Source organism: Xenophilus arseniciresistens (assembly GCF_028023875.1).
Lineage (GTDB): Bacteria > Pseudomonadota > Gammaproteobacteria > Burkholderiales > Burkholderiaceae_C > Xenophilus > Xenophilus arseniciresistens.
Genome location: NZ_JAQIPB010000005.1, coordinates 44,474 through 65,350 on the forward strand (window position 1 = coordinate 44,474; position 20,877 = coordinate 65,350).

A 20,877-nucleotide genomic window follows, 5' to 3' on the forward strand; every position below is an offset into this window, starting at 1 on the left:
CATGGGTGCCACCGATTTCGCCAAGCTGCCGCACATCGGCGAAGCCATCCGCCGCAAGGAGGATGTGCGCTTCCTGACCGGCGCGGGCAACTACACCGACGACGTGCTGCTGCCGAACCAGGCGCATGCCTTCTTCCTGCGCTCACCGCATGCGCATGCGGCCATCAGGTCCATCGACATCTCGGCCGCCGAGAAGATGCCCGGCGTGGTCGGCATCTTCAGCGGCAAGGACATCGACGGCAAGATGGGGGGCTTGCCCTGCGGCTGGCTCATCAACAACCCCGACGGCTCGCCGATGAAGGAGCCGCCGCACCCGATCCTGGCCATCGGCAAGGTGCGCTACGTGGGCGACCATGTGGCGATGGTGGTGGCCGAGACCGCCGAGCAGGCGCGCAATGCCGGCGAGGCCATCGTGGTCGACTACGAGGTGCTGCCCGCCGTGGTCAGCGTGGCCGACGCCGCGAAGAAGGCCGGCGGCGTTCCGCTGCACGAGGCCGCGCCCGACAACCAGTGCTACAAGTGGACGCTGGGCGACAAGGCCGCGGTCGATGCGGCCTTTGCCAGCGCGGCGCATGTGACGAAGCTGGACCTCGTCAACAACCGCCTGATCCCCAACCCCATCGAACCGCGCGTGGCGGTGGCCGGCTACAACCGGGCCGGCGACGAGTACACGCTCTACGTCGCCAACCAGAACCCGCATGTGGAGCGGCTGCTGATGACGGCCTTCGTGCTGGGCCTGCCCGAGCACAAGGTGCGCGTGATCGCGCCCGACGTGGGCGGCGGCTTCGGCTCCAAGATCTACCTCTACGCCGAAGACGTGGCGCTGACCTGGGGCTCCAAGCAGCTCAACCGCAACATCAAGTGGACCTCCGACCGCTCCGAAGCCTTTCTGAGTGACGCCCACGGCCGCGACCATGTGAGCCATGCCGAGATGGCGATGGACAAGGACGGCAAGTTCCTGGCCATGCGCGTGCACACCGACGCCAACCTCGGCGCCTATTTGTCGACCTTCTCGACGGCCATTCCCACCATCCTCTACGCCACCTTGCTGGCCGGGCAATACACCACGCCGCAGATCTACGTGGAGGTCGATGCCTGGTTCACCAACACCGCGCCGGTCGATGCCTACCGGGGCGCGGGCCGGCCCGAGGCCACTTACCTGCTGGAGCGGCTGGTCACGCGCTGCGGCTGGGAGCTGGGGCTGGACCAGGCCGAGATCCGCCGCCGCAACTTCATCCGCGAGTGGCCGTACCAGACGCCCGTGGCGCTGCAGTACGACATCGGCGACTACGAAGCCTGCCTGACGCGCGCGCAGGAACTGGCCGAAGTCGGCGGCTTCGACGCCCGCCGCGCCCAGAGCGAGAAGCAGGGCAAGCTGCGCGGCATCGGCTACTCCAGCTACATCGAGGCCTGCGGGCTCGCGCCCTCGAACATCGCGGGCGCGCTCGGTGCGCGCGCGGGCCTGTTCGAGGCGGGCGAGGTGCGCGTGCACCCCACCGGCAGCGTCACGGTCTTCACCGGCTCGCACAGCCACGGCCAGGGCCATGAGACCACCTTCGCGCAGGTGGTGGCGGCGCGCCTGGGCATCCCGGTGGAGAACGTCGACGTGGTGCATGGCGACACGGGCCGCATCCCCTTCGGCATGGGCACCTACGGCTCGCGCTCCATCAGCGTGGGCGGCGCGGCCATCATGCGCGCGCTCGACAAGATCGAGGCCAAGGCCAAGAAGATCGCGGCGCATCTGATGGAGGCCAGCGATGCCGACATCGATTTCGTGAACGGCGAGTTCAGCGTCAAGGGCACCGACAAGAAGATCCCCTTCGGCCAGGTGGCGCTCACGGCCTACGTGCCGCACAACTACCCGCTCGACAAGCTGGAGCCGGGCCTGAACGAAACCGCCTTCTACGATCCGACCAACTTCACCTACCCCTCGGGCACCTACATCTGCGAGGTCGAGATCGACAAGGGCACGGGCGAGGTGAAGATCGACCGCTTCACCGCGGTGGACGACTTCGGCACCATCATCAACCCGATGATCGTGGAAGGGCAGGTGCACGGCGGCATCGTGCAGGGCATCGGCCAGGCGCTGATGGAGAACTGCGTCTACGACAACGAGACCGGGCAGTTGCTGACCGGCAGCTTCATGGACTACGCCATGCCGCGCGCCGGAGACTTCCCGAACTTCAAGCTCGACACGATCTGCACGCCCTGCACCCACAACCCGCTGGGCACCAAGGGCTGCGGCGAGGCCGGCGCCATCGGCTCGCCGCCGGCCGTGATCAACGCGGTGCTCGACGCGCTGCGGCCGCTGGGCGTGGCCGACTTCGACATGCCCGCATCGCCGGCCCGCGTGTGGGAGGCCATGAAGAAGGGCGGCACGAGCGCCACGCAGCAGCCGCAGACCCCCTCCCTGGCCGCCAGCACGCAGGGCCGCCCCGCCGTCTGACCGGAAGGAGAACCACGCCATGTACGCATTCACCTTCGAACGCCCCGCGAGCCTCGACGACGCGCTCAAGCGCGTGGCCGCCGGTGCCAAGCCGCTGGCTGGCGGGCAGACCCTGCTGGCCTCGATGAAGCTGCGCCTGTCGGCGCCCGAGCAGCTCGCCGACCTGGGCGGCTGCCAGGAGCTGACCGGCATCCGCAAGGAGGGCGACGCCCTGCGCATCGGCGCCATGGCCCGGCATGCCGAAGTGGCGGCCAGCGCCGACGTGAAGGCAGCCTTCCCGGCGCTGGCCGACCTGGCTTCGCGCATCGGCGACCGGCAGGTGCGTGCCATGGGCACGCTGGGCGGCTCGGTGGCCAACAACGACCCCGCGGCCTGCTACCCCAGCGCGGTGCTGGCCTCGGGCGCCACGGTGATCACCAATGGGCGCGAGATCGCGGCCGACGACTTCTTCCAGGGCCTGTTCAGCACGGCGCTGGAAGAGGGTGAACTGATCACGGCCATCCGTTTCCCGCTGCCGAAGAAGGCGGCCTACGAGAAGCTGCGGCAGAAAGCCTCGCACTTCCCGCTGGTGGGAGTCTTCGTCGCGCAGTTCGACAGCGGCGTGCGCGTGGCCATCACCGGGGCCGGCAACGGCGTGTTCCGCCATGCGGGGCTGGAGGCGGCGCTGTCCGGCAGCTTCACGCCCGAGGCCGCGGCCGGCGTCGCCATCGACGACAGCGACCTGAACAGCGACCTGCACGCCACGGCCGCCTACCGGGCCAACCTGATCTCGGTGCTGGCGCAACGCGCGGTGGCCAGGGCGCTGGCCTGAGTGTTGATGGCTGACACCGCCACGCCAGCCAGCCAGCCGCCATTCGCTTCCATCGATGCGCTGGTGCAGGCGCTGGCGGCCGTCGGCTACCTGGCCGACCGGCGGCTGGCGACCGCCGTGTTTCTCGCGCTTCGGCTGCAGCGGCCGCTGCTGCTCGAAGGCGAGCCCGGCGTGGGCAAGACCGAACTGGCCAAGGCCCTGGCAGCCGCCCTGCAGCGCGAGCTGCTGCGGCTGCAGTGCTACGACGGGCTGGAGCAGCGCGAAGCCTTGTACGAGTGGAACTACGCCGCGCAACTGCTGCACATGCGTGCGGCCGAGGCCACTGGACTGGCGAATGACGTCGAAGCCGAGGTCTACCAGCCGCGCTACCTGATCCGCCGCCCGCTGCTGCAGGCACTGCAGGCGCCGGCCCCGGGCGCCGTGCTGCTGATCGACGAAGTGGACCGGGCCGACGAGCCCTTCGAGGCCTTCCTGCTCGAATACCTTGGCGAGTACCAGGTCAGCATCCCGGAGCTGGGCACGGTGCGCGCGGCGGTGCCGCCCGTCACCCTGCTGACCAGCAACCGCACGCGCGAGCTCAACGACGCCGTCAAGCGCCGCTGTCTCTACCACTGGCTCGACTACCCCGAGCGCGACCGCGAGCTGGCCATCGTGCGCACGCGCGTGCCCGAGGCCGGCGAGCGACTGTCGCAGCAGGTGGCCGACTTCGTACAGCGCCTGCGCAGCCAGCCCTTTGCCGATGCCTTCCAGCGCGCGCCCGGCATCGCCGAAAGCGTGGAATGGGCGCGCGCGCTGGTCGCGATGGACACCGTGGAACTGGACCCCGAAGTGGTGGTCGACACGGCCGGCATCCTCTTCAAGCAGCGCGACGACGTGGCGGCCCTCAATACCCGGCTCGCGGCCCAGCTGCTCTTGCCTGCGGACGCCTGAAAGCCATGGCGCGCGTGCAGCAACTCGGCGATGCGCGCCGCGGCAAGCTGGCCGGCAACCTCGTGGGCTTTGGCCGTGCGCTGCGCCGCGCGGGCGTGCGGCTCGATGCCTCGCGCATGGCGCTGGCGGCCCAGGCCGCCGAGCTGGTCGGCGTGCAGGACCGGCGCGACCTGGCCGCGGCCATGGAGGCCGTGATGGTCAGCCGCGAGCAGGACCGCGGCGTCTTTCGCGAACTCTTCGATGCCTGGTTCCGCGATCCCGAACTCGCCAACAAGATGCTCGCGCAGATGCTGCCCACCGCAGAGGGCCGTGCCGAGCCGCCGAAGCAGCGCCCGCGCGTGCGCGAGGCACTCGCTGCGCCCAAGCCACCGCGCGCTGCGCCGCAGAACGAGCACGAGGTCGACTTCGACGCCGCCATGACGGCCGGCGAGCGGCAGCGCCTGCAGCATGCCGATTTCAACGCGCTGGGCGCGGCCGAGTACCGGCTGGTGGAGCGCCTCGCGCGCGACGTGCCCCTGCCCGTGCCCACCGTGCCGGGACGCCGGCTGCGCGCGGCCGCGCATGGCGGCGCCCACGCGCGCATGCACTGGCCCGGCGTGTGGCACGAAGCCGCGCGCACGGGCGGCGAGATGCTGCGGCTGCCGCGGCTGCTGCGCCGCGAACAGCCCTTGCCGCTGCTGGTGCTGGTCGACGTGTCGGGTTCCATGGAGCGCTATGCACGCCTGCTGCTGGCCTTCGTGCATGCGGCCACGCGTGGCCTGCGCGGGCGCGGCGGGCGGCGCGACGTGTTCGCCTTCGGCACCGGGCTGACGGACCTGACGCCGGCCTTCCGCGCCGCCGACACCGACCAGATGCTGCTTGCGGCCGGCCAGGCCATCGAGGACTTTGCCGGCGGCACGCGGCTGGGCGATGCGCTCGCGCAGCTGCGGCACCGGCACGCGCGTCGGCTGGTGGGCCGGCGCACGCTGGTGCTGCTGGTCAGCGACGGGCTTGACACCGGCGAGCCCGAGGCGCTGCGCAGCGAACTGCAATGGCTGCGCCGCCACAGCCGCCGGCTGCTGTGGCTCAACCCGCTGCTGCGCTTCGAGGGCTATGCGCCCATCGCGCGCGGCGCGGCCGTGCTGCACCGCGAGGCCGACGCCATGCTGGCCGTGCACAACCTGCAGGCGCTCGAAGAACTGGCACAACTCATCGCCGCGCTGCTGCGGCGCGGCTGAACCCACATACCGTCATCCGACCTTCCACGAGGAGCACACACATGGACATGCAAGGCAAGCGCCAGCTCGGCGTCACCCAGCAACAGGCCTGGGAGGCACTCAACGACCCCGACACCCTCAAGAGTTGCCTGCCCGGCTGCGACCGCTTCGAGGCCACGGGCGAGGGCCAGTACGCCGTGACGATGGCCGTGAAGGTGGGGCCGGTGTCGGCCAAGTTCAACGGCCAGGTCTCGCTCAGCGACATGGAGCCGCCCGCCAGCTACCGCCTCGCCTTCGAAGGGCAGGGCGGCGTGGCCGGCTTCGGCAAGGGCGCCTCGTCGGTCTCGCTCGCGCCCAACGATGCGGGCTGCGAGCTGGCCTACACCGTGCAGGCACAGGTGGGCGGCAAGATCGCGCAGTTGGGGCAGCGCCTGATCGACGGTGCGGCCAAGTCCATGGCCGACGATTTCTTCAAGCGCTTCGAGGCCGAGATGCAGCGCCGCCACGGGCCACCGGCCGATGCAGACGCGGCCGAGGCAACGGACGCCCAGAACAAGCCCGGCCGCATGGCAGGCCTCATGCAGAAGATGGGTTTGGGCCGCAAGGACAAGGCCGACGAAGAAGCCGACTGACAATCGCGCCCACGATGGAAAACCTCGATGTGATGGTGTTGCGCCACCTGCGCGACTGGCGGCAGGCCGGCCGCCGCGCGCTGCTGGCCACGGTGGTGCGCACCTGGGGCTCTTCGCCCCGGCCCATCGGTTCGATCATGGCCCTGGCCGAGGACGGCGCGGTGGTGGGCTCGGTCTCGGGCGGCTGCATCGAAGACGACCTGATCGCGCGCCACAGCCTGCTGGGCGCCCAGCAGATGCCGCAGGGCGCGCCGCGGCTGGTGCGCTATGGCGTGACGGCCGACGAGGCGCACCGCTTCGGCCTGCCTTGCGGCGGCACGCTGGAACTGTTGCTGGAGTTCGACCCCGAGCCGCAGGCCCTGGCCGCGCTGGTGGCGCAACTGGAGGCCGGCCGGCTGGTGCAGCGCGTGGTGGCGCTGGCTGACGGGCAGGTGCGGCTGCAGAGCGCCGATGCGCCGGCCGCGCTGCACATCGACGCACAGCAACTGGTCAACACCTTCGGGCCCGAATACCGAATGCTGCTGATCGGCGCGGGCCAGCTGGCCGAGTACCTGGCCACGATGGCGAGCTTCTCGGGCTTTGCCGTCACGCTGTGCGATCCGCGCGCCGAATACCGCGGCAGCTGGCAGGTGAGCGGCGTGCGCGTGCTGACCGACATGCCCGACGACGCCGTGCGGGCCTTCGCACCCGACAGCCGAAGCTGCGTGGTGGCGCTCACGCACGACCCCAAGCTCGACGACCTGGCGCTGCTGGAGGCGCTGGAGACCGCGGCCTTCTATGTGGGCGCCATCGGCTCGCGCCGCAACGCGCAGGCGCGGCATGCGCGCATGCGGGAGCACTTCGACCAGACCGAAGCCTCGCTGGCGCGGCTGCGCGGCCCCATCGGCATCTACATCGGCAGCAAGACGCCGCCCGAGATCGCGGTGAGCGTGATGGCCGAGATCCTGGCCGTCAAGAACGCGGTGCCGCTGCCGCGCGAAACCGAGGTGGCCACGGCCAAGGGCCTGCTGGCCGTGCCGGCGAGCCACGAAGTCGCCAGCGCCTGAGCCCGCCGTCTGCGCCCGGCTGCCGGGCGCAGGCAGGCTCAGGTCTTGATGCCGCGCATCATGATCACGCCGCCGAGCCGGCTGGTGTCGCTGCGCATGCGCCGGGCCAGGGTTTCGGCATCGCCGGCGCGGGCCTGCCAGCCGGCCTTGAGCAGGTCCTGGCTCACGGGGCCGGTGCGCAGCACCTGCGACAGCGCGGCGTTGAGCTTCTGCACGGCGGCCGGCGGCATCGTGGCGGGCGCGGCCAGCGCGGTCCAGATCTCCAGGTCCGATCCGCGCACCTCGGCCTCGCGCAAGGTGGGCCAGTCGCCGGTCAGCGGGCCGCGCTCGGGGGAGGTGATGCCCACCATCTTGAGCTTGCCCGACTGGATGTGGGGCAGCGCCAGGCCCGGTGGCAGCAGCGCCATCTGCACCTCGCCGGCCAGCATGGCTTCGATGACCTTGGGGTTGCCGGAAAAGGGCCGGTGCTCGGCGCGGATGCTGGTGCGCATCTTCAGCAGCTCCATGCCCAGGTGGCCCACCGTGCCGTTGCCGGGGGTGCCGTACTTCGCGTCGGCGCCGCGGTTGCGGGCCCACAGCAGCAGCTCGGCCGGGTTGTTGCCCGCGGCCTGTTCCGAGACGGCGAGCACCAGCGGGGCCGTGCCGATCAGGCCCACGGGCGCAAAGTCCTTCTCGGGGTCGAAGCCCAGCTTCGGGTCCAGCAGGCGGGCGATGGTGAGGTTGCCGTTGATCAGCGCGCCCAGCGTGTGGTCGTCGCGGGCCTGGGCCACTTCGGCCGCAGCGGTGTTGCCGCTGGCGCCGGGCTTGTTTTCCACCACCACGCTCTGGCCCAGCAGCTGGCTCAGCGGCCGCGCGATGGCGCGGGCCGCGAGGTCGGGCGAGGCGCCGGCCGGAAAGCCCACCAGCACCCGCACGGGCTTGGCAGGCCAGTTGCCCGAAAGCGGCGCAGCGGCGGCGGGGCGCACCGCGCGTTCCTGCGCGGCAGCGGGCCAGCCCAGCAGGGCGGCCGCACCCGCGGCGCATGTCCCCAGCACCCGACGTCTTGTTGTTGGCATAAATGTCAGAAAAGTGTCAAAACGAAACATCAAACATTAACGAATGTTTCGTCATCTGACCATCTAGGCCATAGGTATTCCAGCGGCCTGCCGGGCTATTCGGGCGCCCGGCCGGTCCCGGGCGAGCGCGAGCCCAGGCCGTTCAGCTCGGCAGGCTGGACTTGGACTGGGGCAGGCCGGAAGGCGGCGGCACCTTCGGGTTGCCGTGCTGGCGTTCGCGGAACAGCGCCGCGCGCATCAGGAAGATGGTGGTCACCGGCGCCGTGAGCGCGACGAAGAAGGTGATCAGGATCGCGTGCAGGAAGAGGTGGAAGCCCTGCACCGAAAAGTAGATCACCGTGGCGGCCGTGATGGCCCACACGCCCAGCGTGGCGCCCAGCGTGGGCGCATGGATGCGCCTGAAGAAGGTGGGCAGGCGCACCAGGCCGAAGGAGCCCAGGGCTGCGACGGCGGCGCCCAGGATGACCAATGCGGCCACAAGCGTTTCAGCCCACCAAGGGAGCGGCGCCGCGCTCATTCAATCACCTCCCCGCGCAGGATGAACTTGGCCAGCGCCGTGGAGCCCACGAAGCCGAAGAGCGCGATCAGCATCGCGGCCTCGAAGTAGACGCTGCTGGTGTAGAGGATGCCCAGCACCAGCATGGTGAGCATGCCGTTGATGTAGAGGCAGTCCAGGCCCATCACGCGGTCCTGCGCCGAAGGGCCCACCAGCAGGCGGAACAGCGCGCACAGCATCGCCACGGCCAGCAGGAAGAGGGCGGCCCGCAGGGCCCACAGCAGGATCGGGGTCATGGCGCTCCTTCGAAGATTTGCATCAGGGGCCGCTCGTAGCGGGTCTTGATCATCTCGATCATGCCCTGCTCGTCCTTGAGCTCGAACACGTGCAGCAGCAGTACCGAGCGGTCCATGCTGAGTTCGGCCCAGGCGGTGCCGGGCGTCAGGCACACGATCATGGCCAGCCCGGCCAGGGCGTTGGGGTCGCGCGTGTCCAGCGGCACACGCAGGAAGGCCGAATGGATGTCGGCATTGCGCTTGAAGAGCAGCTCCTTGCCCACCAGCCAGGCCGAACGCACCATGTCGCGCAGCACGACCAGCGCCAGCCGAACCAGCACGTGGGGCCGGCGCATCACCACGGCCGCGGGCCGCAGGCTGCGCGTGAGGATCGGCACCACCAGCGCCACCAGCAGGGCCGACAGCAAGGTGGCCGGGTGCAGCGACTGGTGCAGCAGGATCCAGACGACGAAAAGCGTGGCCGACAGCGTGAGCGAAGGCAGCAGGCGGGAGATCATGGCGCGGCCTCCTTGAGCGTGGGCCCGGGGATCTGCCGCGCGCCCATCACGGCGTCGCGGTACAGGGCCGGGTGCGACAGCGCGTCGGCCGTCGCGCGTACATGCTGCATCACGGGCTCGGCCAGCGCCGTGAGCCCGACGCAGCAGCTCAGCAGCACGGCGATGGGCAGCACCTCCAGCGCCGGCAGCGAGGGCAGGGCGCCATGGGGCTGGGTCCAGAAGTAGCGGATGCCGGCCCGCGCCAGCGCCACCAGCGTCAGGAAGCCCGAGACCAGCACCAGCGCGAAGAACAGCCAGCTGCTGCGGTCCATGGCCCCTTCGAACAGGCCCATCAGCATGGAAAGCTTGCCCACGAAGCCCGCGAGCGGCGGCAGCCCCGTGATCAGCAGCGTGCAGGCCACGAAGCTCAGGCCGAGAAAGGCCACGCCGGCAGGAATGGCTCGGCCGTACAGCGCCTGCTGGTCGTCGTCGAGGTTCACGTCTTCCTGGACCTTCAGGTCTTCGCTCAGGAAGGGCGCGCGGCCCGCCAGCTCGTGGGGCGCGATGCTCATGCCCGCGTTGCGCCAGCGCTCGATCACGTCCACGAGCAGGAAGAAGGCGGCCGCGGCCAGCGAGGAATTGAGCAGATAGAAAAGCGCGCCCGACCACACGGCCGGCTGCCCCATGCCCACGGCCGTGAGCAGCGTGCCGGCCGAGATCAGCACGCTGTAGCTGGCCAGCTGGGCCAGCTTCTGCGTGCCCACGATGCCCAGCGCCGCCACGGCCAGCGTGGCCATGCCCAGCCCCAGCAGCACGCTCTGGCCGAACTGCGCCGAGGCGCCGGCGTCATGCGGGAACAGCATCGACCAGGTGCGCAGCAAGGTGTACAGGCCCAGCTTGGTCAGCAGCGCGAACACGGCACCGACCGGCGGCACCGCCGCGCTGTAGCCCGGCACCAGCCAGAAGTTCAGCGGCCAGGCGCCGGCCTTGGCGAAGAAGGCGGTGGCCAGGATGGCCGCGCCTGCATGCACCAGGCCGCGGTCTTCGGGCGCCAACTGCGAGATGCGCAGGCCCATATCGGCCATGTTGAGCGTGCCCGTGGCGCCGTAGAGCAGGGCTGCGCCGATCAGGAACAGCGACGAGGCCGCGAGGTTGATGGCGATGTAGTGCAGCCCGGCCGAGACGCGGTTGCGGCCCGAGCCATGCAGCAGCAGGCCGTAGGAGGAGGCCAGCATCACCTCGAAGAACACGAAGAGGTTGAACAGGTCGCCCGTCAGGAAGGCGCCGTTCAGGCCCATGAGCTGCAACTGCAGCAGCGGGTGGAAATGCACGCCGGCGCGGTCCCAGCGCGAGGTGGAATAGATGGACGCGGCAAAGGCCACCACGCCGGTCAGCGCCACCATCATGGCCGACAGCCGGTCGGCCACCAGCACGATGCCGAAGGGCGCCTGCCAGTTGCCGGCCAGGTACACGCCGATGGAGCCGGCGCCCGTGCCCGTGGCGGACGCGTTGACCCAGCGCAGCAGCGCCAGGGCCACCACCAGCCCGACCAGGCCCGAGACCACCGACAGCGCGGACTTGATGCGCCGGTGCCGCTCCTGCAGCAGCAGCATCAGCGCGGCCGTCAGCATGGGCACGAGGATGGGCGCCGCCACCAGGTGCGGCATCGCGAAGTCGAGCAGCCGGTCCAGCAGCTGGATCATGGCGGTCATTCTTCCTGCTCCTCGCCGTCCACGTGGTCGGTGTCGTTCAGGCCGCGCGAGGCCAGCATCACGACCAGGAACAGGGCCGTCATGGCGAAGCCGATCACGATCGCCGTGAGCACCAGGGCCTGCGGCATCGGGTCGGCCGTGTTGGCCAGCGTGGCAGTGAAGCCGGGCACCAGCACCGGCTCACTGTCGACCTTGAGCCGGCCCATGCTGAAGATGAACAGGTTCACCGCATAGGAGATCAGCGTCAGGCCCATGATGACCTGGAAGGTCCGCGGGCGCAGCAGCAGGTACACGCCCGAGGACGTCAGCACGCCGATGGCAAGGGCTAGCACGATCTCCATCAGTGGTGGTCTTTCTGCATCACATCGTTGTAGGTCACGGTCGCCTCATGGGCCGCGGCGCGGTCGGCCAGGCGCTGCACGGCGGCGTCCACGTTGCGCTCCACTTCCTTCTCGGCCTGCTCTTCCACCCAGCGGTGGCTGCGGATCGACTGGTGGGCCAGCGCCGTGAGGATCAGCATGGTGGCGCCCAGCACCAGCGCGAACACGCCGATGTCGAAGAACAGCGCGCTGGGCACATGCAGCTCGCCCAGCACCGGCAGCGTCAGGTGCGCCGTGTGCGAGGTCAGGAAGGGAAAGCCCAGCACGATGGCGCCGCCGCCCGTGGCCAGGGCCATCATCAGGCCCACGGCGATCCAGCGGCGCGGGTAGATGCGCAGGTGCTCCTCCACCCATTCGGCGCCCGAGACGATGAACTGCAGCATCAGCGCCACCGACATCACCAGCCCGGCCACGAAGCCGCCGCCGGGCGCGTTGTGGCCGCGCATGAAGAAGTAGACCGACACCAGCACCGCCAGCGGCAGCAGCAGGCGCACCAGCACGGCCGGCACCATCAGGTAGCCGACGGCCGTGTCCTTGGCGCGGCGCGGGTTCAGCAGGTCGCTGCCGTCATGCAGCTGCGCGCGCTGCTGCGGCGGCAGGGCCATCGATTCTTCGGCCGGGCGGAAGCGCCGCAGCAGCGCATAGACCGTCAGGGCCACGATGCCCAGCACCGTGATCTCGCCGAAGGTGTCGAAGCCGCGGAAGTCCACCAGCATCACGTTGACCACGTTGGTGCCGCCGCCCTCGGTGAGGGCGCGCTCCAGGAAGAAGGGCGAAATGCTCTGGTCCTGCGGCCGCGTCATCATCAGCCAGGCCAGCGCGGCCATGCCGGCGCCCGCGAGGATGGCGACGCTCAGGTCGCGCCCGCGCCGGCTCCAGGCGCGCACACGGCCGAAGGCGCCGTCGTACACGGGCCTGACCTCCGACTTGCGCATCGGCAGCCAGCGCAGGCCCAGCAGGATCAGCAGCGTGGTCACCACTTCCACCACGAGCTGGGTCAGCGCCAGGTCGGGGGCCGAGAACCACATGTAGGTCAGGCAGCTCACCAGGCCGGCCACCGAGGCGCCGGTCAGCGCCGCGAGCCGGTGGAACTTGGCCTGCCAGGCGGCAAAGATGGCGGCGGTGCAGCCGATCACCCAGGTCATGGCGAACATGGGCGAGAAGGGCAGCGGTTCGCGCACCCCGGCACTGGCCGGCACGAAGTACAGCGAGGCCGCTGCGCCCAGCAGCGCCACCAGCACCAGCAGCAGCAATTGCGGCTGCAGCCGGCGCGTGCCCAGCACCCGGCGGCTGCGGCGACCCAGCTCGGACAGCTGGGCCAGCGCATGCTCGAACAGGCGCTGGGCGTCGATGCGGTGCAGGAGCGGCGTGCGCACCAGCCCGCCCGCCTCGCGTCGGCGGCGCTGCAGCAGGTAGATGGCGCCGCCGCCCACCAGCGCCACGAAGCTCATCGCCAGCGGCAGGTTGAAGCCGTGCCAGACAGCCAGGCTGTAGGGCGGCAGCACGCCGCCGACCACGGGCGCGGCCGAGGCGGCCAGGAAGCTGCCCACCGACCAGGCCGGCAGCACGCCCACCACCAGGCAGGCCAGCACCAGCAGCTCGACCGGTACGCGCATCCAGTGCGGGGGCTCGTGCGGCGGCCGGGGCACCTGGTCGCCACAGGGCGGGCCAAAGAACACGTCGAAGACGAAACGCGCCGAATAGGCGACGCTGAAGGCGCCCGCCACCGTGGCCAGCACGGGCAGGGCGAATTCGAGCCAGGGCGCGGCTTCCAGGAAGACCGTCTCGGCGAAGAACATCTCCTTGGACAGGAAGCCGTTGAGCAGCGGCACGCCGGCCATCGACGCGCTGGCGATGATGGCCAGGGTGCTGGTGATGGGCATGGCCTTCATCAGGCCCGAGAGGCGGTGGATGTCGCGCGTGCCGGTCTCGTGGTCGATGATGCCCGCGGCCATGAACAGCGAGGCCTTAAAGGTCGCGTGGTTCATGATGTGGAAGACCGCCGCCACCGCGGCCAGCGGGCTGTTCATGCCCAGCAGCAGCGTGATCAGGCCCAGGTGCGAGATGGTGGAATAGGCCAGCAGCGCCTTGAGGTCGCGCTGGAACATGGCGATGTAGCCGCCCACCAGCAAGGTGGCGGCGCCCGCGCCGCCCACCAGCCAGAACCAGGCTTCGGTGCCCGAGAGCGCGGGCCACAGCCGCGCCATCAGGAACACGCCCAGCTTCACCATCGTGGCCGAGTGCAGGTAGGCCGACACCGGCGTGGGCGCGGCCATGGCCCGCGGCAGCCAGAAATGGAAGGGGAACTGCGCGCTCTTGGTGAAGGCGCCCAGCAGCACCAGCACCAGCGCCACCGGGTAGAGGGCGTGGGCGCGGATCAGATCGCCCGAGGCCAGCACCACGTCCAGCTCGTAGCTGCCCACGATGCGGCCGATGATCAGCACCCCGCCCAGCAGCGCGAGCCCGCCTGCGCCCGTCACGGTGAGCGCCATGCGCGCTCCGCGCCGCGCGTCGCGCCGGTGGTGCCAGTAGCCGATGAGCAGGAAGGAAAACAGGCTGGTGAGTTCCCAGAACATCACCATCTGGATCAGGTTGCCCGACAGCACCACGCCCACCATCGAGCCCATGAAGGCCAGGAAGAAGGCGAAGAAGCGCGGCACCGGGTCGGAGGCCGACATGTAGTAGCGCGCGTACAGCACCACCAGCGCGCCGATGCCCAGCACCAGCATGCAGAACAGCCAGGCGAAGCCGTCCAGTCGGAAGGAGAGATTCAGGCCCAGCGCAGGCAGCCAGCCGATCTCCTGGCGCAGCACGTTGCCGTCGGCCAGCTGCGGGAACATCCAGGCCACGCTGGCTGCACATCCCACTGCCACCAGCCCCGCCAACGTCGACTCGCTGTTGCGGGCATTCGACGGCAGCAGGGCCGCCAGCGCGCTGGCGAGGAAGGGGAGGGCAACGAGCAGGACCAGGGGCATTGCGATGAATTCTATCGAACGACCCTGCGCGCATCATTGAAAAGGGCTTGCGGGAACGGGGCTTGCTTGCGCCTCTTTTTCCGATGTCTGCAAGGGCGCGGCGCGCCTGTTTTTCCTCAGGCCATGAGCAGCTTCTCAGCGCGCGCCCAGGCCCTGCGCCGTCAGCAGCCCCAGCCAGGTCAGCACGAGCGAGCCCGCCAGATGCAGCCCCGCCTGCGCCAGGGCCAGGGCCACGCGCCCCTGCATCAGGTGCGCGACCACCTCGGCCGAAAAGGTCGAGAAGGTGGTCAGCCCTCCCAGGAAACCGGTGACCAGCGCCAGCCGCCAGACCGGATCGAGCTGCGGCATCGCCTGGAAGATGCCCAGCGCGAGCCCGACCAGGTAGCCACCCAGCAGGTTGGCCGCCAGCGTGCCCAGCGGCACGGCGCCATGCCCGTTGAGCCACAGCGCCAGCACCCAGCGCAGCAGCGCGCCCAGGCCGGCGCCGATGAACACGGCAAAGGCCGCTAGCATGGAAAGATGGTTGTTGATCATCGTCAGGCCGGCACTGTAGCCGCGCCGCATGCCGGCGCCCTGGGCGTGGTCATGCTCGACACGCGCTTTCCCAGGCCGCTGGGCGACATCGGCCATCCGCACAGCTTCGGCTGTGTCACGCAGCAACTGCGCGTGCCAGGCGCCTGGCCGCGCGAGGTGGTGGGCTCGCCCGAAGCCTTGCGCGCGATGGCGCCGGCCTTCCTGGATGCCGTGCAGACCCTGGAGCGGCAGGGCGCCTGCGCCGTGACCACCAGCTGCGGTTTTCTGGTGCTGCTGCAGGACCTGCTGCAGGCCGCCGTGAAGGTGCCGGTGCGCAGCTCCAGCCTGTTGCAGCTGCCGGCCTTGCTCCGGCAGGAACCGCAGGTCGGCGTGCTGACCATCAGCGCGCAGGCGTTGACACCAGCGCACCTGCTGGCTGCGGGCGTGCCGGCGGCGCGTCTGGACGATGTGCGGGTGCAGGGCGTGGATCCGGCCAGCCACTTCGTGCAGGCCATTCTGGGCAATGCGCCTGCGCTGGAGCTGGCACGTGCACAAGCCGAGGTGGTGGCCGCAGCTCGAGCGCTGCAAGAGCGCGAGCCACGGCTGCAAACCCTGGTGCTGGAATGCACCAACCTGCCGCCCTACGCGGCGGCCCTGGCCGCGGCCACCGGCTGGCGCTGCCTTTCGCTGCTGGACGATGCGGTGCTGCGCGCAGCCATCATCAACTCATCATCTGCTGCGGCAGCCAGGTGACCAGGCCCGGGAACAGGTAGATCAGCAGCACGGCCAGGCACATCAGCGCGAACATGGGTGCGGCGACCTTGGCGATCCAGGGCAGTTCGCGGCCCGTCATGCCCTGCAGCACGAACAGGTTGAAGCCCACGGGCGGCGTGATCTGCGCCATCTCGACCACCAGCACGATGAAGATGCCGAACCAGATCGGGTCGATGCCGGCCTTCTGCACGGTGGGCATCAGCACGCCCATGGTCAGCACCACCATGGAAATGCCGTCGAGGAAGCAGCCCAGGATGATGAAGAAGATCGCGAGCACCGCGATCAGTTGCCCCTGCGTCAGTCCCAGCGTGGCGATCCATTCGGCCAGATGGCGCGGCAGGCCGATGTAGCCCATGGACAGCGTGAGGAAGGCCGCGCCGGCGAGGATCAGCGCGATCATGCAGTACAGCCGGGTGGCGCCCAGCAGCGCGTCGCGGAAGGTGGCCCACGACAGCGAGCCCTGCGCGGCCGAGATGATCAGCGAGCCCACCACGCCCAGCGCCGCAGCCTCGGTGGCGGTGGCGATGCCCGCGTAGATGGAGCCCAGCACGGCCACGATCAGCAGCACCACCGGGATCAGGCTGCGCGAGGCCGCGAGCTTCTGCACGAAGGTGGTTTTGGCGTCGGCCGCGGGCACGAGCTGCGGGTTGCGCAGCGCCCACAGCGCGATGTAGCCCGAGAACAGCAGCCCCAGCACCAGCCCCGGCACCACGCCCGCGATGAACAGCCGCGCGATCGAGACCTCGGCCGCCACGCCATAGACGATCATGATGATGGACGGCGGAATCAGCAGGCCCAGTGTGCTGGCCCCGGCCAGCGTGCCCACGACCATGTGATCGGGGTAGCCGCGGCGCTTGAGTTCGGGCAGCGTCATCTTGCCGATGGTGGCGCAGGTGGCTGCACTGGAGCCCGACACCGCCGCGAAGATGGTGCAGCCGACCACGTTGGTGTGCAGCAGCCGCCCGGGCAGGGCCTGCATCCATGGCGACAGGCCCTTGAACATGTCCTGCGAGAGCCGCGTGCGGAACAGGATTTCGCCCATCCACACGAACAGCGGCAGCGCCGTGAGCGTCCAGCTCGAGGCCGAGCCCCAGATGGTCACGGCCATGGCATCGCCCGCCGGACGCGCCGAGAACAGCTGCATGCCGATCCAGGCCACGCCCGAGAGCGTCAGGCCGATCCAGACGCCGCTGCCCAGGATCAGGAACAGCGACAGCACCAGCAGGGCGGTGACGGCGAGCTCATTCATTGCGCAGCGCCTCCCCGCTGGCCGCCTGCACGCGCCGGCCGCGCAGCTCCAGCACCAGCTCGTCGAGGAAGGCGATCGCGAAGATCACCGTGCCCACGGCCATGGCCAGTTGTGGGATCCACAGCGGCGTGGCGTCGTTGGAGGTGGAGATGTCGTGGAAGGCATGCGACTGCCAGACCAAGCGGCAGCTGTAGAAGGCGAACAGCAGCGCCAGCAGCGCGGCCATGGCCAGCGACCAGACTTCGAGCCCCTTGCGCGCGCCGCCGCGCAGCGCGTTGATGAGCAGGGTCACGCGGATGTGTTCGCCGCGCTTGAGCGTGTGCGCCAGCGCCAGGAAGCCGGCCGCGGCCATCAGGTAGCCGGCATAGGCATCGATGCCCGCGATGTTGAAGTGGAACTGCCGCCCGAGGATGGACAGCAGCACGGCGATGAGCAGCGCCACCATGAACAGCGCCGCCAGCCAGGCGGCGCCGTCATAGAGCGCATCGAGCAGTCGGCGCACCGGCACTTACTTGCGGTAGGCGTCGATCAGGGCCTTGCCGTCGGCGCCGGCCTTGTCCAGCCACTCCTTGAGCATGGTGTCGCCCACCTTGGCCATGTCGGCCTTGAGCTGGGCCGGCGGCGGCAGGATGTTCATGCCGTTGGCCTTGAGCTTTTCCTGCGTGTCGGTGTTTTCCTTCTTCGAGGCGGCCCAGCCTCGGGTCTCGGCATCGGCTGCGGCCTTGAGCACGGCGGTCTTGGTCGGCGCGTCCAGCGCATCGAGCGCCGCCTTGTTGACGATGACGGCGTTCTTGGGCAGCCAGGCCTGCGTGTCGTACCAGTACTTGATGTGCTCGTAGGTCTTGGTGTCGAAGCCCGTGGAGCCCGAGGACATGTACGACTCGACCACGCCCGTGGCCATGGCCTGCGAGAGCTCGGCGGCCTGCACCGTGACCGGCTGCGCGCCCACCAGCTCGGCGATGCGCGCGGTGGCCGGGCTGTAGGCGCGCCACTTCACGCCCTTGAGGTCGGCGGCGGCCTGGATCGGCTTTTTCACATAGATGCCCTGCGGCGGCCAGGGCACCGTGTAGAGCAGGGCCATGCCCTGCTCGCCCAGCTTCTTGTCCAGAAGCGGCTTCTGGGCCTGGTACAGCTTCCAGGCGGCGTCGTAGCTGTCGGCCAGGAAGGGCAGGCCGTCGGCGCCGAAGACCTGCCACTCGTTCTGGAAGTTCACCAGAAGGATTTCGCCCGCCTGGGCCTGCCCGCCCTGCACGGCGCGCTTGATCTCTGGCGCCTTGAACAGCGAGGCATTGGCATGCACGGTGATCTTGAGCTTGCCGCCCGTGGCCTTGTCCACGTCGGTGGCGAACTGCGTGAGGTTGGCCGTGTGGTAGTTGCTGGCCGGATAGGCCGAGGGAAGGTCCCACTTGGTCTGGGCCAGGGTCGAGCCCGCGAAGGCCAGTGCAGACAGGGCAAGAACGGTTTGGGTGCGCATGCAATCTCCGGTAGGGAAGTCATCACGAAGCGAAGGAAGCATACGGAGCAAATATCGCGCCACCACTCGGGGGCAACCCTGTCGCGTGCTTGTTGCGCGCGGCTGTTGCGTTAGCGAGGGGCTGCGGGCACGCTGGACGGATAGGGCCTGCCATTGACGGTCAGACCGGCGCCCGACAGCTTGTGCGCCGCCTTTTCCTTCACGCCCTTGACCCGGGCCATGAAGTCGTACCAATCCTTGAACTCGCCTTGCTTGCGCGCGTCGAGGATGCGCTGGGACAGCGCGGGCCCGACACCCGGCAGGCCATCGAACTCGGCGGCTGTGCCCTTGTTCGCGTCCACGGCCGCCAGTGCCAGGCTGGCACTCATGGCCCACAGGCCGAAGGCGATGACTCTGCTGGTTCGCATGGTGATGACTCCCTGATTGCGTGGATGGGCCGGCGCGGCCGCAGATCGCGATCAAAGCGGCGCAAGGCCGGCGGGTCAAGCGAAGCCGGCCGGGCCGCCGTGACGCAGTGCGCATCGCGGCGCACAAACGACAACGGCCACCGCCAAGGGTGGCCGTTGCATGCCGAGGCGGCGCGCTTCAGGCGCCCGCGGCAAGCCGTGCTTACTGGATCGTCAGCGAGACGGTCTTGTTGACCGGTGCAAGCTTGGCCAGCTTGAGCACGAGCACGCCATTTTCCAGACGCGCTTCGCTGGCGGCTGCATCGATCTCCTGGGGCAGCTCGTAGGCCGCCTTGTACTGGCGGGCCGCGTCGGCCAGCGTTTCGATGCGGACCACGGCACCTTCGATGCCGATGTTCAGCTGTTCGCGGGCGATGCCGGGCACGTCCAGGCTCAGGGTCCAGCCCTTGTCGTCTTCCTGGACGTCCAGGCTGCGGCGGGCGCCGACGAAAGCCTCGTTGACGAAGCGCTCGAAGTTGCGGTCAAAGCTGCGGGGAGCAACGAAAGCGCGGCTGCGCAGAGCAGGTGCGAAGAACATGATCAATCTCCTTGAAAGCCGAAATGGACGAAGGGGACAGGCAATGTGCGTCCCGTACACTGCGCGGCCCTTGTTGTCACGCGGTGCCGCTTGGGGACCATCTAGGCCCCCTCGCCAGCCTTTTCAAGAGCATGTCCCTTCCTCTTTTTTCGCGTCGTCAGGTCTTGAAATCCGGCGCTGCGGCGCTAGGCGCGGCCACGATCACGCGTGTGCAGGCCCAATCGCCCGCGCCCATCCGGCTGGCGCTGGTCGAGAGCTTGAGCGGGCCCTTCGCCAACACCGGTGAGGCCGTCTACCGCAACCTGCTGTGGGCCGTGGAGCGCGTCAATGCGCGCGGTGGCATCGCGCTGCCCGGCGGCGCCCGGCCCCTGCAACTGGACCGCTACGACAGCAAGGGCCAGAACGACGAGGCCCTGTCGGCGATGCGCGCGGCGCTCGACGGCGGCGCCCTGGCCGTGCTGCAGGGCAACTCCTCGGCCACGGCCGCGGCCCTGCTCGACGGCCTGGCCAAGCACAACGAGCGCAACCCCTCGCGCCAGGCGCTGTTCCTCAACTATTCGGCGGTGGATCCGGTGCTCACCAACGAGCGCTGCAGCTTCTGGCACTTCCGCTTCGATGCCCATGCCGACATGCGCGTGACGGCGCTTATGGACGTGCTCAAGGACGACCGCGGCGTGCAGGCGGCCTACCTGATCGGGCAGGACTACAGCTTCGGCCAGGCCGTGCTGCGCGAATCCAGGCGTCAACTCGGGCAGCTGCGGCCCGATGTGCGCATCGTGGGCGAGGAGCTGCACCCGATGGGCCGCGTCAAGGACTTCGCGCCCTACGCGGTCAAGATCAAGGCCAGCGGCGCGCAGGCCGTGATCACGGGCAACTGGGGCAACGACCTCACGCTGCTCGTGAAGGCTGCGCGCGAAGTCGGCTTCGAGGGCAAGTTCTACACCTTCTACGGCAACGCGCTGGGCGCGCCGGCGGCGCTGGGCGATGCCGGCGTGGGCAAGGTGATCGCGGTGGCCGACTGGCTGCCCAACGTGCCCACCGCGGAGTCGGCGGCCTTCTACCGGGCCTTCCGCACGCGCTTTCCCAATCCGGCCGACGACTATGTGCACATGCGCATGCAGCTGCTGGTCGAGGCGCTGGCGCAGTCCGTGGCGCAGGCGCGCAGCACCGAGGTGGCCGCCGTGGCCTGGCAGATGGAAAAGGCCAAGGTCAGCCTGGCCGGACGCAGCGGCCACATGCGCGCCGCGGACCACCAGTTCCAGCAACCGCTGGTCGTGGGGGTGATGGACCGGCAGGGCAGCCCGGGCGTGGACTTCGACGTGGAAGGCTCGGGCTACGGCTTTCGCGTGATCAAGGACATCGCGCCTGCGCAGGCGCAGATGCCGCACAGCTGCCGCATGGAGCGGCCCGCCTGAGAACGCGGGTTGACGGC

The 20,877-nt window shown here is 69.7% G+C and carries 21 protein-coding genes; 8 read left to right on the forward strand and 13 right to left on the reverse strand.

The features are described from left to right. Position 1 precedes the first annotated feature (1 nt). From PGB34_RS12535 to PGB34_RS12560, 6 genes are read left to right on the forward strand one after another with little or no spacing between them, the layout of a single operon-like run. The gene (locus tag PGB34_RS12535; RefSeq protein WP_271428435.1) at positions 2 to 2,446 is read left to right on the forward strand and encodes a xanthine dehydrogenase family protein molybdopterin-binding subunit; all 2,445 of its coding nucleotides are present in this window, start codon (positions 2 to 4) and stop codon (positions 2,444 to 2,446) included. A gap of 19 nt (positions 2,447 to 2,465) precedes the next feature. Beyond that, on the forward strand, positions 2,466 to 3,257 hold the full coding sequence (locus PGB34_RS12540) for an FAD binding domain-containing protein (RefSeq protein ID WP_271428436.1): 792 nt from the start codon (positions 2,466 to 2,468) through the stop codon (positions 3,255 to 3,257). A 6-nt stretch (positions 3,258 to 3,263) separates the two neighbouring features. Beyond that, positions 3,264 to 4,187 (forward strand): AAA family ATPase, encoded by a 924-nt coding sequence (locus PGB34_RS12545; protein WP_271428437.1) that lies wholly within the window; start codon positions 3,264 to 3,266, stop codon positions 4,185 to 4,187. 5 nt (positions 4,188 to 4,192) lie between these two features. Continuing rightward, complete coding sequence (locus tag PGB34_RS12550; protein WP_271428438.1) at positions 4,193 to 5,404, forward strand: vWA domain-containing protein; 1,212 nt, start codon at positions 4,193 to 4,195, stop codon at positions 5,402 to 5,404. A gap of 41 nt (positions 5,405 to 5,445) precedes the next feature. Next, positions 5,446 to 6,015, forward strand: coding sequence for a CoxG family protein (locus tag PGB34_RS12555; protein WP_271428439.1), 570 nt, complete (start codon positions 5,446 to 5,448; stop codon positions 6,013 to 6,015). Between the two features lie 14 nt (positions 6,016 to 6,029). Then, positions 6,030 to 7,061 (forward strand): XdhC family protein, encoded by a 1,032-nt coding sequence (locus PGB34_RS12560; RefSeq protein WP_271428440.1) that lies wholly within the window; start codon positions 6,030 to 6,032, stop codon positions 7,059 to 7,061. 38 nt (positions 7,062 to 7,099) lie between these two features. Here the strand turns inward: PGB34_RS12560 and PGB34_RS12565 are convergent, their stop codons facing one another. The 8 genes from PGB34_RS12565 to crcB form a co-directional block, all read right to left on the reverse strand. Continuing rightward, positions 7,100 to 8,116: a Bug family tripartite tricarboxylate transporter substrate binding protein gene (locus PGB34_RS12565; protein WP_271428441.1), complete on the reverse strand. Its 1,017-nt coding sequence runs from the start codon at positions 8,114 to 8,116 to the stop codon at positions 7,100 to 7,102. 142 nt (positions 8,117 to 8,258) lie between these two features. Then, on the reverse strand, positions 8,259 to 8,633 hold the full coding sequence (gene mnhG, locus PGB34_RS12570; RefSeq protein WP_271428442.1) for a monovalent cation/H(+) antiporter subunit G: 375 nt from the start codon (positions 8,631 to 8,633) through the stop codon (positions 8,259 to 8,261). Then, positions 8,630 to 8,908, reverse strand: coding sequence for a K+/H+ antiporter subunit F (locus tag PGB34_RS12575; RefSeq protein WP_271428443.1), 279 nt, complete (start codon positions 8,906 to 8,908; stop codon positions 8,630 to 8,632). Before PGB34_RS12575 ends, mnhG begins: the two co-directional genes overlap by 4 nt. After that, positions 8,905 to 9,405, reverse strand: coding sequence for a Na+/H+ antiporter subunit E (locus PGB34_RS12580; RefSeq protein ID WP_271428444.1), 501 nt, complete (start codon positions 9,403 to 9,405; stop codon positions 8,905 to 8,907). Before PGB34_RS12580 ends, PGB34_RS12575 begins: the two co-directional genes overlap by 4 nt. Next, entirely contained in the window at positions 9,402 to 11,096 is a 1,695-nt protein-coding gene (locus PGB34_RS12585; protein ID WP_271428445.1) for a monovalent cation/H+ antiporter subunit D, read from the reverse strand. The genes PGB34_RS12580 and PGB34_RS12585 overlap by 4 nt, the downstream gene beginning before the upstream one ends. Next, on the reverse strand, positions 11,093 to 11,437 hold the full coding sequence (locus tag PGB34_RS12590) for a Na+/H+ antiporter subunit C (protein ID WP_271428446.1): 345 nt from the start codon (positions 11,435 to 11,437) through the stop codon (positions 11,093 to 11,095). The genes PGB34_RS12585 and PGB34_RS12590 overlap by 4 nt, the downstream gene beginning before the upstream one ends. After that, a complete protein-coding gene (locus PGB34_RS12595; protein ID WP_271428447.1) occupies positions 11,437 to 14,451 on the reverse strand; it encodes a monovalent cation/H+ antiporter subunit A in 3,015 nt (1,004 codons plus the stop codon). The genes PGB34_RS12590 and PGB34_RS12595 overlap by 1 nt, the downstream gene beginning before the upstream one ends. A 135-nt stretch (positions 14,452 to 14,586) precedes the next feature. Next, positions 14,587 to 14,964: a fluoride efflux transporter CrcB gene (gene crcB / locus PGB34_RS12600; protein ID WP_271428487.1), complete on the reverse strand. Its 378-nt coding sequence runs from the start codon at positions 14,962 to 14,964 to the stop codon at positions 14,587 to 14,589. Between the two features lie 6 nt (positions 14,965 to 14,970). Between crcB and PGB34_RS12605 the strand changes: the two genes are divergently transcribed. Next, positions 14,971 to 15,717, forward strand: a complete 747-nt coding sequence (locus PGB34_RS12605) for an aspartate/glutamate racemase family protein (protein WP_271428448.1) — start codon at positions 14,971 to 14,973, stop codon at positions 15,715 to 15,717. Here PGB34_RS12605 and PGB34_RS12610 read toward each other — a convergent pair. From PGB34_RS12610 to PGB34_RS12630, 5 genes are all read right to left on the reverse strand, one after another. After that, a complete protein-coding gene (locus PGB34_RS12610) occupies positions 15,686 to 16,987 on the reverse strand; it encodes a TRAP transporter large permease (protein ID WP_271428449.1) in 1,302 nt (433 codons plus the stop codon). The genes PGB34_RS12605 and PGB34_RS12610 overlap by 32 nt on opposite strands. After that, positions 16,980 to 17,489 (reverse strand): TRAP transporter small permease, encoded by a 510-nt coding sequence (locus tag PGB34_RS12615; protein WP_271428450.1) that lies wholly within the window; start codon positions 17,487 to 17,489, stop codon positions 16,980 to 16,982. Before PGB34_RS12615 ends, PGB34_RS12610 begins: the two co-directional genes overlap by 8 nt. Positions 17,490 to 17,495: 6 nt before the next feature. After that, entirely contained in the window at positions 17,496 to 18,461 is a 966-nt protein-coding gene (locus PGB34_RS12620; RefSeq protein WP_271428451.1) for a TRAP transporter substrate-binding protein, read from the reverse strand. Between the two features lie 110 nt (positions 18,462 to 18,571). After that, positions 18,572 to 18,868 carry a ComEA family DNA-binding protein gene (locus tag PGB34_RS12625; protein ID WP_271428452.1) on the reverse strand — a complete coding sequence of 99 codons (297 nt, stop codon included), beginning with the start codon at positions 18,866 to 18,868 and terminating at the stop codon, positions 18,572 to 18,574. Between the two features lie 202 nt (positions 18,869 to 19,070). Next, positions 19,071 to 19,445, reverse strand: a complete 375-nt coding sequence (locus PGB34_RS12630; protein WP_271428453.1) for an Hsp20/alpha crystallin family protein — start codon at positions 19,443 to 19,445, stop codon at positions 19,071 to 19,073. 131 nt (positions 19,446 to 19,576) lie between these two features. Here PGB34_RS12630 and PGB34_RS12635 point away from each other — a divergent pair, with 131 nt between their 5' ends. Beyond that, positions 19,577 to 20,860 (forward strand): branched-chain amino acid ABC transporter substrate-binding protein, encoded by a 1,284-nt coding sequence (locus PGB34_RS12635; RefSeq protein WP_271428454.1) that lies wholly within the window; start codon positions 19,577 to 19,579, stop codon positions 20,858 to 20,860. Positions 20,861 to 20,877: the final 17 nt, after the last annotated feature.